This window comes from Mesorhizobium sp. M0077, from assembly GCF_040322955.1.
GTDB lineage: Bacteria > Pseudomonadota > Alphaproteobacteria > Rhizobiales > Rhizobiaceae > Mesorhizobium.
The window spans coordinates 156,888-170,277 of record NZ_JAMYUL010000004.1; the positions used below are offsets into that span (position 1 = coordinate 156,888).

General features: G+C 64.7%; 19 protein-coding genes. 5 read left to right on the top strand and 14 right to left on the bottom strand.

Annotated features, from left to right (window positions below):
- Positions 1–2: 2 nt before the first annotated feature.
- The 6 genes from NKJ57_RS10490 to ureC form a co-directional block, all read right to left on the bottom strand.
- Entirely contained in the window at positions 3–443 is a 441-nt protein-coding gene (locus tag NKJ57_RS10490; protein ID WP_023671239.1) for a DUF3995 domain-containing protein, read from the bottom strand.
- Positions 440–1,111 (bottom strand): urease accessory protein UreF, encoded by a 672-nt coding sequence (locus NKJ57_RS10495; RefSeq protein WP_023750393.1) that lies wholly within the window; start codon positions 1,109–1,111, stop codon positions 440–442. Before NKJ57_RS10495 ends, NKJ57_RS10490 begins: the two co-directional genes overlap by 4 nt.
- On the bottom strand, positions 1,104–1,706 hold the full coding sequence (gene ureE, locus NKJ57_RS10500; protein WP_023750392.1) for an urease accessory protein UreE: 603 nt from the start codon (positions 1,704–1,706) through the stop codon (positions 1,104–1,106). Before ureE ends, NKJ57_RS10495 begins: the two co-directional genes overlap by 8 nt.
- Positions 1,703–2,308 carry a glutathione S-transferase family protein gene (locus NKJ57_RS10505; RefSeq protein WP_023683600.1) on the bottom strand — a complete coding sequence of 202 codons (606 nt, stop codon included), beginning with the start codon at positions 2,306–2,308 and terminating at the stop codon, positions 1,703–1,705. Before NKJ57_RS10505 ends, ureE begins: the two co-directional genes overlap by 4 nt.
- 42 nt (positions 2,309–2,350) lie before the next feature.
- The gene (locus tag NKJ57_RS10510; protein ID WP_023750391.1) at positions 2,351–2,944 is read right to left on the bottom strand and encodes a hypothetical protein; all 594 of its coding nucleotides are present in this window, start codon (positions 2,942–2,944) and stop codon (positions 2,351–2,353) included.
- Between the two features lie 92 nt (positions 2,945–3,036).
- Positions 3,037–4,749, bottom strand: a complete 1,713-nt coding sequence (gene ureC / locus NKJ57_RS10515) for an urease subunit alpha (RefSeq protein ID WP_031245402.1) — start codon at positions 4,747–4,749, stop codon at positions 3,037–3,039.
- Positions 4,750–4,929: 180 nt separating this feature from the next.
- Here ureC and NKJ57_RS10520 point away from each other — a divergent pair, with 180 nt between their 5' ends.
- Together NKJ57_RS10520 and NKJ57_RS10525 are read left to right on the top strand one after the other, a co-directional pair.
- Complete coding sequence (locus tag NKJ57_RS10520) at positions 4,930–5,292, top strand: hypothetical protein (protein ID WP_023671233.1); 363 nt, start codon at positions 4,930–4,932, stop codon at positions 5,290–5,292.
- A gap of 123 nt (positions 5,293–5,415) precedes the next feature.
- Positions 5,416–5,913 carry a hypothetical protein gene (locus NKJ57_RS10525; protein WP_023671232.1) on the top strand — a complete coding sequence of 166 codons (498 nt, stop codon included), beginning with the start codon at positions 5,416–5,418 and terminating at the stop codon, positions 5,911–5,913.
- Between the two features lie 26 nt (positions 5,914–5,939).
- Here the strand turns inward: NKJ57_RS10525 and NKJ57_RS10530 are convergent, their stop codons facing one another.
- From NKJ57_RS10530 to NKJ57_RS10550, 5 genes are read right to left on the bottom strand one after another with little or no spacing between them, the layout of a single operon-like run.
- Positions 5,940–6,245, bottom strand: a complete 306-nt coding sequence (locus NKJ57_RS10530; protein ID WP_023671231.1) for an urease subunit beta — start codon at positions 6,243–6,245, stop codon at positions 5,940–5,942.
- Between the two features lie 8 nt (positions 6,246–6,253).
- Entirely contained in the window at positions 6,254–6,847 is a 594-nt protein-coding gene (locus tag NKJ57_RS10535) for a HupE/UreJ family protein (RefSeq protein WP_352510626.1), read from the bottom strand.
- Between the two features lie 29 nt (positions 6,848–6,876).
- On the bottom strand, positions 6,877–7,131 hold the full coding sequence (locus NKJ57_RS10540; RefSeq protein WP_023671229.1) for a DUF1272 domain-containing protein: 255 nt from the start codon (positions 7,129–7,131) through the stop codon (positions 6,877–6,879).
- 10 nt (positions 7,132–7,141) lie between these two features.
- The gene (locus tag NKJ57_RS10545) at positions 7,142–7,444 is read right to left on the bottom strand and encodes an urease subunit gamma (RefSeq protein ID WP_023671228.1); all 303 of its coding nucleotides are present in this window, start codon (positions 7,442–7,444) and stop codon (positions 7,142–7,144) included.
- Positions 7,445–7,474: 30 nt separating this feature from the next.
- Positions 7,475–8,296 (bottom strand): urease accessory protein UreD, encoded by an 822-nt coding sequence (locus tag NKJ57_RS10550; protein WP_084014374.1) that lies wholly within the window; start codon positions 8,294–8,296, stop codon positions 7,475–7,477.
- A 235-nt stretch (positions 8,297–8,531) separates the two neighbouring features.
- Here NKJ57_RS10550 and NKJ57_RS10555 point away from each other — a divergent pair, with 235 nt between their 5' ends.
- The 3 genes from NKJ57_RS10555 to NKJ57_RS10565 all read left to right on the top strand — a co-directional run bounded on the left by NKJ57_RS10555 (position 8,532) and on the right by NKJ57_RS10565 (position 10,857).
- A complete protein-coding gene (locus NKJ57_RS10555; protein ID WP_023671226.1) occupies positions 8,532–8,786 on the top strand; it encodes an acyl carrier protein in 255 nt (84 codons plus the stop codon).
- Between the two features lie 5 nt (positions 8,787–8,791).
- Positions 8,792–10,000 (top strand): beta-ketoacyl-[acyl-carrier-protein] synthase family protein, encoded by a 1,209-nt coding sequence (locus tag NKJ57_RS10560; protein ID WP_023671225.1) that lies wholly within the window; start codon positions 8,792–8,794, stop codon positions 9,998–10,000.
- A gap of 152 nt (positions 10,001–10,152) precedes the next feature.
- Positions 10,153–10,857: a glutathione S-transferase family protein gene (locus tag NKJ57_RS10565; RefSeq protein ID WP_023671224.1), complete on the top strand. Its 705-nt coding sequence runs from the start codon at positions 10,153–10,155 to the stop codon at positions 10,855–10,857.
- A 25-nt stretch (positions 10,858–10,882) separates the two neighbouring features.
- Here the strand turns inward: NKJ57_RS10565 and NKJ57_RS10570 are convergent, their stop codons facing one another.
- The 3 genes from NKJ57_RS10570 to NKJ57_RS10580 all read right to left on the bottom strand — a co-directional run bounded on the left by NKJ57_RS10570 (position 10,883) and on the right by NKJ57_RS10580 (position 13,321).
- Entirely contained in the window at positions 10,883–11,254 is a 372-nt protein-coding gene (locus tag NKJ57_RS10570) for a hypothetical protein (RefSeq protein ID WP_023683605.1), read from the bottom strand.
- An 85-nt stretch (positions 11,255–11,339) separates the two neighbouring features.
- Positions 11,340–11,960: a nucleoside triphosphate hydrolase gene (locus tag NKJ57_RS10575; RefSeq protein ID WP_023671222.1), complete on the bottom strand. Its 621-nt coding sequence runs from the start codon at positions 11,958–11,960 to the stop codon at positions 11,340–11,342.
- Positions 11,961–12,229: 269 nt separating this feature from the next.
- Positions 12,230–13,321, bottom strand: coding sequence for a hypothetical protein (locus NKJ57_RS10580; RefSeq protein WP_023755467.1), 1,092 nt, complete (start codon positions 13,319–13,321; stop codon positions 12,230–12,232).
- Positions 13,322–13,390 lie beyond the last annotated feature (69 nt).

Below are 13,390 nucleotides of genomic sequence, written 5' to 3' on the forward strand. Positions count from 1 at the left end.
CGTCATGCCGAAAACTCCGTGATGGCGAGGATGGCGAAGCTGAGCCCGATCAACAGGCAGAGCGGCGAATAGAAGCTGATATCGAGCCGCGCAAAAGGCTGTTCCGGCGCCAGACGGCGCCACCACGGCGTGAAGCCGGCAATGCCGCGGCCGAGGAAGACGAGCCCGATGAGCAGCGCTGTGGCGGCAAGGCCCTCCCTTGGAAAGGGGGAGGCGAAGACCCCGGTCAGCGCCAGCGGCCACAGGGTTGCGAGGCACAGGCACGCGGCAACGGCGAAACAGGGAAACGGCGTCGGCATCTCGTCGACGCCGCGAAAGCCGACGACGGCGTGGGCGCAGGAGACGCCGTCCCTGCCCGGCCAGATGCCGCCAAGGCCCCAATAGACATGCAGCGCGGTGATCAGCAGCAGGACGGCCGAGAGGGCGAAGGCGAGGACGATCATGAGCGGAACAGCCTGGAATACTGCGTCTCGTGCTTCATCGCCATGATGTCGGAGATGAAGGCGCAGCCGCCGAGATCGTCCAATGTCGAGCCGGCGGCGCGCGCGGCCGTCGACAGCGCCAACGGCTCGAAGCCGGCGAGCAAGGCCATGGCGTCCGTCTGGCCGACGATGCCGAGTCGGATCGCCGCCTGGACGAGGTTGGAGAAGAAGGCCTGCAGGAAGGCCGACATCGCGTCCTGAAGCGCGAAACCGTTGCCGCCGGCAGCGGCGCCGACGGCGACACAGTAGGCGCATTCGGCCGGCAGGCGGCCCAACACCGGATTCGCCCACGCCGCTGCCGCTTTCAGGAAGGCGGCGCCTTGCAGCATGGTTTCGGTGTGACGCTCACGCGAGCCGGCCAGCGCTTCGGCGAGATCGGCAATTTCATGGAGATCGCCGCCGTCGCGGGCGCGACGCCAGGCTTCCGTGAAGAGCACGGCGTCGTTCCAGCCCGAGCCCATCTCGACCAGCGTCTCCAGCCAGAAGGCGAGGCTGGCGGTATCGGCAACCAGCCCGTCTTGCCCGGCGCGTTCGAGACCATGGCTGTAGGCAAAGCCGCCGACCGGAAAGGCCGGCGACAGCCACGCCATGAGCCGCAGCAAAGCGATGCCGGATGGCTGGTCAGTCATGATCGTGATGATGCCCGTCATGGGAATGGCTGTGCGAATGCGACTCGCTGTGTGCGTGGGAACGTCCATCATGGGAATGCGCTTCGGCGTGCGCATGCGCATGGCTGTGATCGTGACCATGCGCACCTTGGGCGGAATAGGCGCCGCGCACCGGCTTGAACGGTTCGGAGACTTCGCGCACCGTGGCGCCCAGCCCTTCCAGCATAGCCTTGATGACATGGTCGCGCAGGACCAGGATGCGGCCGGGCTCGATCGCTGCCGCCAGATGGCGGTTGCCGATATGCCAGGCGAGTTCGGTCAGATGCACGGCGTGGCGGGCACGGATGTCGTAGACCTCTTCGGGTGCCGCGGTGATCTCGACCTGGCCGCCATCCTCCAGCACCAGCCGGTCGCCATCGTTCAAGGTCACGGGCTCGGGCAGATCGACCAGCACCTTGCTGCCGTCGGCAAGCTCAATGGCGCGGCGGCGCAAATGACGCTCGTCATGGGGCAGGACGGCACGGCCGGATGGCGGCGTAGTTCCGGCAGTGCCGGCAGGCACCACCGAGACGGCCCGGGGGAACTTGGTGAAGTCGGTGTTCAGGTTGAGTTTCATCGCATGGCTCCACCGTTAGCCTGGGCTCTCGCACGGGCAGGCCGCGCCAGGACGCGGTCAAAATACGCGTTGACGCGCTCGGATTCGATCGGGAATTTTCCGGCGCGGGCCCAGCCGCCCATGTCGCCCAACAGCACGTCGACGGCGGAAAACCGGTCGCCCAGCGCAAACTCCCGATCCCCCAGCCGACCGTCGAGCGCCTTGGCCTCCGAGGCGAAATCGTAGGCGGCGGCGGGGCCGACATCGACCCGCACGTCCTTCGGCAACAGGAAGCGGTGGCGCAGCTTGTTCCACAGCGGCGCTTCGAACTCGGACTGGGCAAAATGCATCCAGGAATCCATTTCGGCGCGTCCGGCCACACCTGGATTGGCGCCCATGCCTTTGTCGGCGTGCTTGTCGGCGAGATAGACGCAGATCGCCGCCGAATCCGTCACCGTCAGTTCGCCATCGATCAGGATCGGCACCTTGCCCGACGGGTTGAGCGCATAGGCTTCCGGCGAGCGCAATTTGACCTCGACGAATTCATAGGGCTGCCCGAGTTCCTCAAGCATCCACAGAACGCGGCTGACGCGGGAGCCACGCGATCCGATGGCCTTGTACATGGTTGAACCCTCTTTCCTGCGACCCTAAACCATAGCCACTGTTCAGACGATGGTGTCGAAGAGCCGCAGGATGAACGATATCTGATAGATCAGCGTGCCGGCGACGAAGGCGATGTGGAAGCGGCGGTCAGGCACCAGTATGGCGGCGATGCACAACACCACGAAAACCGGCGTTCGGAACAGATATTCATTGCCGTAGCGGGCGAAATGCTCGGGACCCTTCAGCAGCGTGTCGACGACGTCGAGCAGATAGGTCGTCGCCAGCAGGCCGAAGAACCAGCCACGGCGTGAATAGAAGAAATCCTCGTAACTGGTGTAGTCGAGCATCGAATCCGGAAACAGCAGCGCGCACAGCAGGAACAGCGTGATGGCGTAGAAGATCAGGAACAGGTACTTGCCGAAAGTCCAGACCTCAATGGTGTAGAGGCCGAACTCCCACCACCAGAAATGCACCAGCAGCAACAGCATGGAGGCGACCCAGCCGAGGTGCACGGGATAGAGCCTGTACTGGCCGGGATGCTGGACGATTCGCGCCACCCCCGACAGCAGGCGAGCGACGCCAAGTCCGATCACCATGCCCATGACGATGCGGATATGCGGGAAGATGTCGTGGGCGGAGGCTATTTCGGTGGCCATGACCTGCTACGCGGTTTCTTTGAGCCGCATATTGCGGCGGCACCGACCGGCTCGCAATGGAATTTGCCGGGTCGATCAAATCGCCCCTCGCCTCAAAACAGGAAATACCGCTGCGCCATCGGCAGCACGGTTGCCGGCTCGCAAGTCAAGAGTTCGCCATCGGCGCGAACCTCATAGGTTTCGGGATCGACCTCGATATGCGGCGTGGCGTCGTTGAGGATCATCGAGTGCTTGCCGATGCCGCCGCGGGTATTTTCGACCGCGACGAACTGCTTGTCGACGCCGAGCCTGCCATGCAGGCCGGACTCCAGCGCCGCCTTCGAAACGAAGGTCACCGACGAGTTGGTCCTGGCCTTGCCATAGGCGCCGAACATCGGGCGGTAGTGCATGGGCTGGGGGGTCGGGATAGAGGCGTTGGGGTCGCCCATCGGGGCTGCGGCTATCATGCCGCCGATCAGCACCATGTCCGGTTTGACGCCGAAGAAGGCTGGGTTCCACAGCACCAGATCGGCGCGCTTGCCGACCGCGATCGACCCGATGTCCCTGGACAGCCCATGCGCGATGGCCGGGTTGATGGTGTATTTGGCGATGTAGCGGCGGACGCGGAAATTGTCGTTGTTGCCGGTCTCCTGCGGCAATGACCCGCGCTGGCGCTTCATCTTGTCGGCGGTCTGCCAGGTGCGGATCGCCACCTCGCCGACACGGCCCATGGCCTGCGAGTCCGACGAGATGATCGAGAAGGCGCCGATATCGTGCAGAATGTCTTCCGCCGCGATGGTCTCCTTGCGGATACGGCTTTCGGCAAAGGCGATGTCTTCAGGGATCGACGGCGACAGATGGTGGCAGACCATCAGCATGTCGAGATGCTCGGCCAGCGTGTTGACGGTGTAGGGCCGGGTCGGGTTGGTCGAAGACGGAATGACGTTGGGCAGGCCGCAGACCTTGATGATATCGGGCGCATGGCCGCCGCCGGCGCCTTCGGTGTGGAAGGCGTGGATGGTGCGGCCCTTGATGGCGGCGACGGTGTTCTCCACAAAGCCGGATTCGTTCAGCGTGTCGGTGTGGATCATCACCTGCACGTCGTAATCGTCGGCAACCGACAGGCAGCAGTCGATGGCCGCCGGCGTCGTGCCCCAGTCCTCGTGCAGCTTCAGCGAGCAGGCGCCGCCCAGCACCATTTCCTCGAGCGCCGCCGGCAGCGAGGCATTGCCCTTGCCGGACAGGCCGATGTTCATCGGGAAAGCGTCGAAGGACTGGATCATGCGCGCCATGTGCCAGGGTCCCGGCGTGCAGGTGGTGGCCAGCGTGCCATGCGCCGGGCCGGTGCCGCCGCCGAGCATGGTGGTGATGCCCGACATCAGCGCTTCGTCGATCTGCTGCGGGCAGATGAAGTGGATGTGCGCGTCGAAGCCGCCGGCGGTCAGGATCTTGCCCTCGCCGGCGATGATCTCGGTACCGGGGCCGATGATGATGGTGACACCGTCCTGCGTGTCGGGATTGCCGGCCTTGCCGATCGCCGCGATGCGGCCGTCCCTGAGACCTATATCGGCCTTGAAGATGCCGGCAGTGGCATCGACCACCAGCGCGTTGGTGATGACGGTGTCGACCGAGCCGCCGGCGCGCGACACCTGGCTCTGGCCCATGCCGTCGCGGATGACCTTGCCGCCGCCGAATTTCACCTCCTCGCCATGGACGGTGAGGTCCTTTTCGACCTCGATAAACAGCTCGGTATCGGCCAGGCGCACTCTGTCGCCGACCGTCGGGCCATACATCTGCGCGTAGGCGGCGCGGGTAATTCTAGCCATCAGTCAATGCTCCCCAAACGAGAGTCCGGCCGCAGCCGAACTCCACATCGTCGCCATCCAATGGTCATGCAATGACCCGCTCGGCGACACCTTCTGATCCCATTTGGCCGTTGAGGTGGCCGTGCCACCCCAAACCGCCCGTTTGCCAAACCCTTGGCCAAATCGATGAAAGGAAAATACATGCGCAAAATCATCGTTCTTGCAGCCGCCGCCACGTTGGCCTCCGCGACCGTAGCCGGCGCCCAGCAGCAGCCCACGCCGCAACCGAAGCCGGCGGCGCCCAGCGCTCAGCCGGCGGCGCCGGCGATCCAGAAGGTCAACATCGTCGATATCAGCGAATTGCCCAAGGCCACCCAGACGCAGGTCAATCAGGTGATCGCCCAGCGTGGCGATGCCGGGCTGCAGAAACTGCGCTCTTCGATCGACGCGACGCCGCAGATCAAGTCGGCGCTCGAAGCCAAGGGGCTCACCTCGGCACAGGTGGTCGCCGCCAGCATGACCACCGATGGCGCGCTGACCCTTGTCACCAAGAAGGCAAGCTGAAAGAAGCGCTTGGCGGGCCGGCACCCGGCCCGCCAGCCCACAGGGAACCTTCGCTCGACAGGAGGCGTTTCGTCCCTTTGGCGCCGAACGGCGTTGCACAGAACAGTCCACCAGGAGCGAGCGATGCCTGTCTTTGCCGACACCAGATGGCTCCAGAGCCTTGCTGCCTGCGCATTTCTCGCAGCTTTCGGCCCGCAAGCCGCGCAAGGTCTTGAAAGCGCTGACGCCGTCAACCGGGCCGACACCGTCAACCGGATCGTCGGCTCCGATGTCCGGCAGGAGGAGGCGCGGACGGAACCACAGACCAACAAGATCATCACCGCGATCGAGCGGACGCGTGAGAACATCGGCGCCGTGCGCAAGACGTCCAAGCTCGATACTGTGGATATCGTCTTCCTCACCGACGCGGCGCGCAGCGAAGGCGGCCCGCCGCCGGCCGTCGAGAGCAAGGTCGAACAGCATCAGGACGACATTGCGGAACTGCGCAAGGAGATCGACGCCAACGCCTTGCTGTTCAACGCCATCGATTCGCGGCGCGTGCTTACGGAAGACGTCCTTGCGGTGGAATTCGACGGCTCGGCAAGAATCGTCATCTACGCGGCGGCCAGGCCGTCGAACTGACCTCAGGGCGCTCGACCCCGTCGATCTCACAGCCTGCCCATGATCTTCTGCTGAAAACCGTAGACCTCGCGTTTTCCTCCGAACGGCACCAGCGTGACGTCCCGCTCTTGTCCCGGTTCGAAGCGCATCGCGGTGCCGGCGGCAATGTCCAGACGCATGCCGCGCGCTTTGTCGCGGTCGAATTTCAACCCCTCATTGGTCTCGAAGAAATGGTAGTGGCTGCCGACCTGGATCGGCCGGTCGCCGCTGTTGGCGACCTTCAGCGTCACCGTCGGCAGCCCCTTGTTGAGCTCGATGTCGCCGCTTGCGGTGATGATTTCGCCGGGAATCATCGTTAGCCTCACAAAACGCCGAAGACCAGGCCGCCGCCGACTGCAGCACAAGCGGCGCCAGCGGCGCGGGCAAGCCCGAGAAAGCGCATGCCGAGGCCAAGGCCGGCAGCGATGCCCATGGCATGGAGAAGTGCGGTGGCAACGGCAAAGCCGGCCATATAGTCAAGCCCACCTGCATTTTCCGGCACTTCGGTGCCGTGGGCATGGCCATGGAACAGCGCGAACAGGCCGATGATGGCGACTCCGGCCGAGACCGGCAGATCGACCGCCAACGCCACCAGCAAGCCAAGCGCGACGACGGAGGCAAGGATGCCCGGTTCGACGAAAGGCACCGGCACGTGGAGCATGCCGAGCGCGCCGCCGACCAGCATGACGCCGACAAAGGCCAGCGGCCAGGCCCAGATTGCCTTGCCGCCCTTGAGCGCCGCCCACAGGCCGACGGCTACCATGACGGTCATATGGTCGAGGCCGGACAGCGGATGCGCGAAGCCCGCCGCGAAGGACGAGGTCGTGCCGATGCCGACATGGGCATAGGCGGGCATCGCCGCCGCCAGCAGCAGGATCGCTGCAAGCGTGGTGCGTTTGGTTGAAGCAGAGATCATCGGTCTTCCCTTCGAAGTCACGAAAACAATCACGCAGCCTTGCGCGGGCCGCAGCCCTCGGCCTTGAGCACGCGTTGGGTCGAGGCCGGATATTTCACCAGTTTCTCCACTGGGCGGATCGGGCGTGCGGAAAAATTGCCGCCGCAGTTCGGGCAGACGCCGCCCAGCACATGTTCAGCGCAGTCAGCGCAGAAGGTGCATTCAAAGGTGCAGATCAGCGCGTCCGCCGCTTCCGGCGGCAGGTCCTTGTCGCAGCATTCGCAATTCGGTCGCAGCTCCAGCATCGTTTTCTCCTCACCTGATCGGTTCGTGAACGGTCACCAGCTTGGTGCCGTCGGGAAAGGTCGCCTCGACCTGCACGTCGTGGATCATCTCGGCGATGCCTTCCATCACCTGCGCGCGGGTGATGACATGGGCGCCGGCCTCCATCAGTTCGGCGACCGGGCGGCCGTCGCGGGCGCCCTCGACGACGAAATCGGTGATCAGCGCGATCGCTTCGGGGTGATTGAGCTTGACGCCGCGTTCCAGCCGCTTGCGCGCCACGATCGCCGCCATGGCGATGAGCAGCTTGTCCTTTTCACGCGGCGTCAGGTTCATGCGCTTTCCTGGATTTGGCCTGTATTTGGCTCAGAGTGACCATAATTTGGGCAGACCCGCCCGCCCGTTGAGCAGTTCGACGAGCGGAACCAGCCGCTTGCGCAGCTGATAGCCGTCCTCGGCAAACAGCCTCGCAAGAAGCTTGCCAGATTTTTTGACGCTCCAGGCGCTGGCATCGCCGTCGGCGCCGACGATGTCGCGGGCCGGATCGAGCAAGCCTTCGGCCTGCGGCGAGACCATCAGCAGCGTCGCAGCGGCAATGGCGCCGCCGGCGACCGCCGGGCGGCCAAGTGCCGCCGCGATAGCCGGCCCGATGCGGAAATCCTCGGCATGAACGAGCGCACCATCCTGGCGGACACGCCAACGGTCGTGGAAATGGCCGTGCGCGGCCTCTTCGCCCATGGCGAGGCGGCCGAATATGGTGGCTTCAAGCAGCAATGCCTCGGCGCCTGCGGCAAGCTCGACCTCGAGCGTGCGGGCAAAGGCCGAGCGGTCGAAGACGATGGTTTCCTGGGGCAGCCAGGCGATACGCCCGCCCGCGCCGACGCTGAGCTTCACCCGAACTTCGGCGCGGTCGCTAGCGGCACGATAGATCTTTTCGCAGGCCTGGGTGGTTATCGAGGCGGAGGCACCTGGCCCGACATCGATTTCCCAGCCGAGCCGATCGCCGCCGGTCAGACCGCCGGCGGTGTTGATGAGCACGGCTTCGAGCGGATCGGCCGCAACGGCCGGCATGCGGATTTTGGCCGAGCCGTCCTGATAGAGGCGCAAAAGCCGGGTGCGTCCATCCCTGACGCCGCACGCAAGCCGGGCCGCCCCGGCCGCGCGCTGGGCCGGAAGAGCTGGGATCAAGACATGCTGCAACGTATCCACGGCGCTAACGTTAAGCACTCCCGGCGCTTTGTCGATATGGTGCTTGTTGATATAGCTTGTTGCTTGACAGCGTTTCCGTTTCTATAGAGGGAGCCTCTTTGGAACGGTCATGCTGCGCCTGGCGGGTTTTTGAAGGCGACGGCGATTTCAGTCCAGGCAACAGGGGCGCCAACCAATCGGCACCGCGACGTTATAAAATTGGGGAAGGAATCGAATGGCTGACGAGCTGGCAACGGAAATCATCGCCAAGATCAGGGCACATGCGGAGCCCGGTGGCGAAGAGATCACCACCAATACGGAATTGACCGCGCTTGGCATCCATTCCCTGGAACTGACCGAGATCATCTTCGATCTCGAGGAGCAGTACGGCATCGAGATCGAGATGAACACGGTCGATGCCTGGAGCAATCTCAAGAATGTCGGCGATATGGTTGAGGCTGTTCGCGCGCTGATTGCGAAAAAAGCCTGAGCTGAATGCAAAAGCGCGTCGTCATTACCGGCATCGGCGGCATATGCGGGCTCGGCGCCAATGCGCCTGCAATCTGGAACGAAATGCGGGCCGGCCGATCGGCCATCGGTCAAATCAGCAATCCCGGTTTGCATGATTTGAAGGTCAAGGTCGGCTGCGAAATCAAGACGCTGCCCGACCATGGCATCAGCCACAAGCAGACCGTGTCGATGGACCGCTTCAGCCTTTTGGCGACGATTGCCGCGCGCGAAGCCATGCAGCATGCCGGCCTGACATCGACTGAAGCAACCACCTACCGGATGGGCGCGGTTGTCGGCGTCGGCGTCTGCGGCTGGGAGGCGATCGAGGAGAACTATCGCGCCATTCTGGTCGACGGCAAGAACCGGGCCGGCATCTTCACCGTGCCGAAAGTGATGCCGAGTGCGGCATCCGGCCATGTCAGCATGAATCTCGGCCTGCGCGGGCCGGTGTTCGGCGTCACTTCGGCCTGCTCCTCGTCCAATCACGCCTTTGCCTCGGCGGTCGACCAGATCCGGCTCGGCCGCGCCGATGTCATGGTCGCCGGCGGCACCGACGCGCCGCTGCTTTGGGGCATCCTGAAGGGCTGGGAGGCCCTGCGGGTGCTGGCGCCCGATACCTGCCGGCCGTTCTCGGCCGATCGCCAAGGCCTGTCGCTCGGCGAAGGTGCTGGAATGGCGGTGCTGGAAACGTATGAACACGCCATGGCGCGCGGCGCGACCATTCTGGCCGAATTTGCCGGAGCCGGCCTTTCCGCCGACGCTTCCGATATCGTCGCGCCGACTGTCGAGGGACCGACGGCGGCGATGCGCGCCTGCCTGGCGGACGCCGGGCTCAATCCCGAGGACGTCGACTATCTCAACGCCCACGGCACCGGCACCAAGGCCAACGACCAGATCGAGACGGCGGCAATCAAGCGCGTCTTCGGCGACCATGCCTATAAGCTGTCGGTGTCGTCGACCAAGTCGATGCATGCCCATTGCCTCGGCGCCTCGGGCGGCCTGGAAATGATCGCCTGCGTGATGGCGATCCGCGAAGGCATCGTGCCGCCGACGGCCAATTTCCGGCAGGCCGACCCCGACTGCGATCTCGACATCACGCCGAATGTGGCGCGCGAGCGCAAGGTGCGCGCGGCGATCAGCAACGGTTTTGCCTTCGGCGGCACCAATGCCGTGGTGGCGTTCAAGGCGGTCTGACGGCAAGCGACTGGCCTGAGCGACTGGCCCTGAATGACTGCGAAGACGGTGTGTGCACCTTCGACCGGTTGATCGGCAAAGAAGCCGAGGATAATCCTTCGCAACTCGCCAGACGGCGCGATACCGCGCCAAATTCCCGACCGGAGCTTTCGATGACCGACCTGTCCGCCTTTCCGATCACCAAGCGCTGGCCGGCCAGCCACCCCGACCGCCTGCAGCTCTATTCCGCGACGACGCCGAATGGGGTGAAAGTCTCGATCGCGCTGGAAGAACTCGGCCTCCCCTACGAGGCGCATCTGGTGGATATCGGCAAGGACCAGAGCTGGACGCCGGAATTCCTGTCGCTGAACCCGAACGGCAAGATACCTGCGATCATCGACCCCGACGGGCCGGGCGGCAGGCCATTCGGCCTGTTCGAATCCGGCGCCATCCTGCTCTACCTCACCGACAAGACCGGCAAGCTGATCCCTGCCGATCCGGCGCGGCGCTACGAGACCATCCAATGGGTGTTCTTCCAGATGGCGGCGATCGGGCCGATTTTCGGACAGGTCGGGTTTTTCAACAAATTCGCCGGACGCGAGATCGCCGACAAGCGGCCGCTGGATCGCTACCGCAATGAATCGCGGCGGCTGATCGGGGTGCTGGAGACGCGGCTGAAGGGTCGAACCTGGATCATGGACGACGACTATACCATCGCCGACATTTCGATGCTGGGCTGGGTGCGCAATCTGATCGGCTTCTACGAGGCGCGCGAACTCGTCGGCTTCGACGACTTCCCCACCGTCGCGGCATGGCTGGAGCGCGGGCTGGCGCGGCCCGCGGTGCAGCGCGGCCTGACCATTCCCGCCAGGAATTGACCTCGGCCAGCCGAAGCAGCCGGGTCTATTTCGCCTTGGCCTTGCTTTTCGAGCCGCCCTTGCCGATGACGGACGCAGCGAGCGACGCAGCGCCCCTGGCTGTCGCCGCCACCGCACCAGCGGCGACATTGGCGGTCGCCTTGACGGTGCGCATCGCGCCGCCGGCCACCGAGCCGCTGCTTGCCGGCTTCTTGGGTTTGGCGGTTTTCGCCGTCACCTTTGCCGTCGCCACCGGTTCTACCTTCTTTGGCGCCGCTTTGCCGAAAGCCGGCTTTGCGTCCTTGGACCGCTCGGCGATCGCCGGGCCGGCGCCTGCCTTCGCCTGCGTGGCCTTTGCCTGCCTGGCTTTGGGTTGAGCGGTCTTGCTCTTGGCGGGTGTTTTTGCCTTGGTTGCCATCTGACGGTTCCCTCACGGCGGCACGATTGCCGATGAGAGATAACGACCTGAAAGTCTTAAGGTTCCCGTTCCGAAGTCCAGCGAACTATGCGGGATCGCCAACAACCAGGTCGGCGGACCTGCGACGGCCGAGCACGCGATCGATGTTGGGCATGTCGTTGGAAGCGATCCAAGCGCGGGCGTCTTCGTCGGAGCGGCCATGCTCGTGCCAGCGCACCAGAAGGCGGCGCTCGAGTTCGGCACGCGGCACATCGACAAAGATGGTGAAGTCGAACAGCGGCGCCAGCCGCGACCACGGCTCCTCGTCCAGCAGGAGGTAATTGCCTTCGACCAGGATGAACTTGGTCTCGGCGGCAACGATGGAGGCGGCGGCGCGCGACAATTCCATGCTGCGGTCGAACACCGGAATGGCGATGTCTGGCTCGCCCGAACGGATGCGCTTCAACAGCGTCTCGAAGCCGGCGAAGTCGAAAGTCTCCGGCGCGCCCTTTCTTGACCGCAGGCCGCGCTGGTCGAGCACGATGTCATCATAGTGGAAGCCGTCCATCGGCACGACTTCAGCCGCGCCCTCCGGCAACAGATCATGCAGGCCGGCCGAGAGCGTCGACTTGCCGGCGCCGGGCGGGCCGGCAATGGCGACGATGAAGCGTTTCGCCTTGCCAGCGCGCTTGAAGATGGTGGCGGCGAGATGGGCGATTTCGGACATTGGGCGCTTCCAGTTATGCTTTGCATCTTGTCGGCAGTTTGAGGAAATTTCAAACCGCGATTTGGGCAATCTCACGACATCCGCCACGTCAGCGCTGCCCCTCGTCGCCCTGCCGGTGTGCAGCCGATAGATGGGTAACACTTCTCCCCCTATGCGTCCGCCGCAGCGCCAAGCAGATTGGTTGGCGCGGCGGTGCGGCGGACAAGCTCCATGTGCCGTGTGTCGAGGATGCCGGCAGGCAGGTGAGGGGCAGGGCCAGCGTTCGAAAATCAGCCGGGCTGGCCGATCCGCAGGAAATCGCTGTCGAATGCGACATCGCGGGTCGAACCATCGGCTCCGGTGAGATGCATGTGACCTGAGGCTGTCCCGATAGCGCGCGGCGGCTCGCCGCTCGCCAGCGGCAGCGTGCCGATGACATGGCGGAAGGAGACTTCGCCGCCGAGGGTAAAAGCGGTCGCGACCCCTTCGCGCTTCAGCCAATTGTCGTCGATCGATGCGGCATGGCCGATGGCGGCGCGGCCGTCCTCGATGCCGAGCACGCCGCGATGGCGGCTGCTCCACGGCGCGTAGTCGCGGCCGCCATTGCTGAACCACAGCATGGTGACCGGAAGCTCCGCCGGGTTCTTCAGCACCAGCACCAGATCCTGTTCGGCCCGGCGCGCCAGCGCCGTCCAGCCCGGACCGTCATGATCGGCTTCGACCAGGGTGATGAAATCCTCGCGCTCATCCTCCATGCGGTAGTCGGTGAGATCGAGCGTGCCGCCGCCAGTGGCTGGAAAGCGCGTCAGATCGGTCGAGCGGGCGGGATAGGAAAGCTTGAAGCGGCCGCGGGCCGGATCGGGCTCCAGCGGTGCGTCCAGTGTCCCGGCAAAGCGCTTCGGCGAAAAGGCCAGCCGGCCGCCATCGCGCATCGCCGCCATCGGATGGTGGGCGGCGGAGACCGCTCCGGAACCGCCGGAAAAGACATGCTCCTGATAGAGAAAGGGATGACTGTTGCGGAGCGTGAAGATCTTGTCGACCGTCGCGCCCATCACCGTGCGGCGCAACCGGAAGACGGCCCGCCAGCCGTCGGATGTCGCTTCGCTGACGGTGACATCCCAGGGGCTGTTGGCCGGCCAGCCATGCAGCGGTGCGGCCTCGATGTCGCTGGCCGAAAACGGTGCGCATAGGAAATCGCCCGACAGCCGCACCGTGCCTTCAGGCAGGTCCGGCGGCAGCGTCTCGCCAGCATCGATCCAGGGCGCGCGGTGCAGCGGCTTCAGCTGGCGGCCATCGCTGTCGACCGTTATGTCGGCGATATGGCCGACAGTGAGATCGAGCGTGACCGAAATGCCCTTTGCCTTGATCGTGACCGTATCCATCCGCGCACCTGCTGATTCTGATGGCAGCGAACAAACCCGCTCCGCGAGGGATGCGCAAGCACAGCGACC

Excerpts from the sequence above, each read along its gene's own strand:
- NKJ57_RS10520 (WP_023671233.1), top strand. The coding sequence starts at position 4,930 with ATGCGCAAAATCATCGTTCTTGCAGCCGCCGCCACGTTGGCCTCCGCG.
- NKJ57_RS10510 (WP_023750391.1), bottom strand. The coding sequence starts at position 2,944 with ATGGCCACCGAAATAGCCTCCGCCCACGACATCTTCCCGCATATCCGC.
- NKJ57_RS10570 (WP_023683605.1), bottom strand. The coding sequence starts at position 11,254 with ATGGCAACCAAGGCAAAAACACCCGCCAAGAGCAAGACCGCTCAACCC.
- NKJ57_RS10545 (WP_023671228.1), bottom strand. The coding sequence starts at position 7,444 with ATGAACCTGACGCCGCGTGAAAAGGACAAGCTGCTCATCGCCATGGCG.
- NKJ57_RS10560 (WP_023671225.1), top strand. The coding sequence starts at position 8,792 with ATGCAAAAGCGCGTCGTCATTACCGGCATCGGCGGCATATGCGGGCTC.
- ureE (WP_023750392.1), bottom strand. The coding sequence starts at position 1,706 with ATGAAACTCAACCTGAACACCGACTTCACCAAGTTCCCCCGGGCCGTC.
- NKJ57_RS10505 (WP_023683600.1), bottom strand. The coding sequence starts at position 2,308 with ATGTACAAGGCCATCGGATCGCGTGGCTCCCGCGTCAGCCGCGTTCTG.
- NKJ57_RS10525 (WP_023671232.1), top strand. The coding sequence starts at position 5,416 with ATGCCTGTCTTTGCCGACACCAGATGGCTCCAGAGCCTTGCTGCCTGC.
- NKJ57_RS10535 (WP_352510626.1), bottom strand. The coding sequence starts at position 6,847 with ATGATCTCTGCTTCAACCAAACGCACCACGCTTGCAGCGATCCTGCTG.
- NKJ57_RS10540 (WP_023671229.1), bottom strand. The coding sequence starts at position 7,131 with ATGCTGGAGCTGCGACCGAATTGCGAATGCTGCGACAAGGACCTGCCG.
- NKJ57_RS10530 (WP_023671231.1), bottom strand. The coding sequence starts at position 6,245 with ATGATTCCCGGCGAAATCATCACCGCAAGCGGCGACATCGAGCTCAAC.
- NKJ57_RS10580 (WP_023755467.1), bottom strand. The coding sequence starts at position 13,321 with ATGGATACGGTCACGATCAAGGCAAAGGGCATTTCGGTCACGCTCGAT.
- NKJ57_RS10490 (WP_023671239.1), bottom strand. The coding sequence starts at position 443 with ATGATCGTCCTCGCCTTCGCCCTCTCGGCCGTCCTGCTGCTGATCACC.
- NKJ57_RS10575 (WP_023671222.1), bottom strand. The coding sequence starts at position 11,960 with ATGTCCGAAATCGCCCATCTCGCCGCCACCATCTTCAAGCGCGCTGGC.
- NKJ57_RS10555 (WP_023671226.1), top strand. The coding sequence starts at position 8,532 with ATGGCTGACGAGCTGGCAACGGAAATCATCGCCAAGATCAGGGCACAT.
- NKJ57_RS10565 (WP_023671224.1), top strand. The coding sequence starts at position 10,153 with ATGACCGACCTGTCCGCCTTTCCGATCACCAAGCGCTGGCCGGCCAGC.
- NKJ57_RS10495 (WP_023750393.1), bottom strand. The coding sequence starts at position 1,111 with ATGACTGACCAGCCATCCGGCATCGCTTTGCTGCGGCTCATGGCGTGG.
- ureC (WP_031245402.1), bottom strand. The coding sequence starts at position 4,749 with ATGGCTAGAATTACCCGCGCCGCCTACGCGCAGATGTATGGCCCGACG.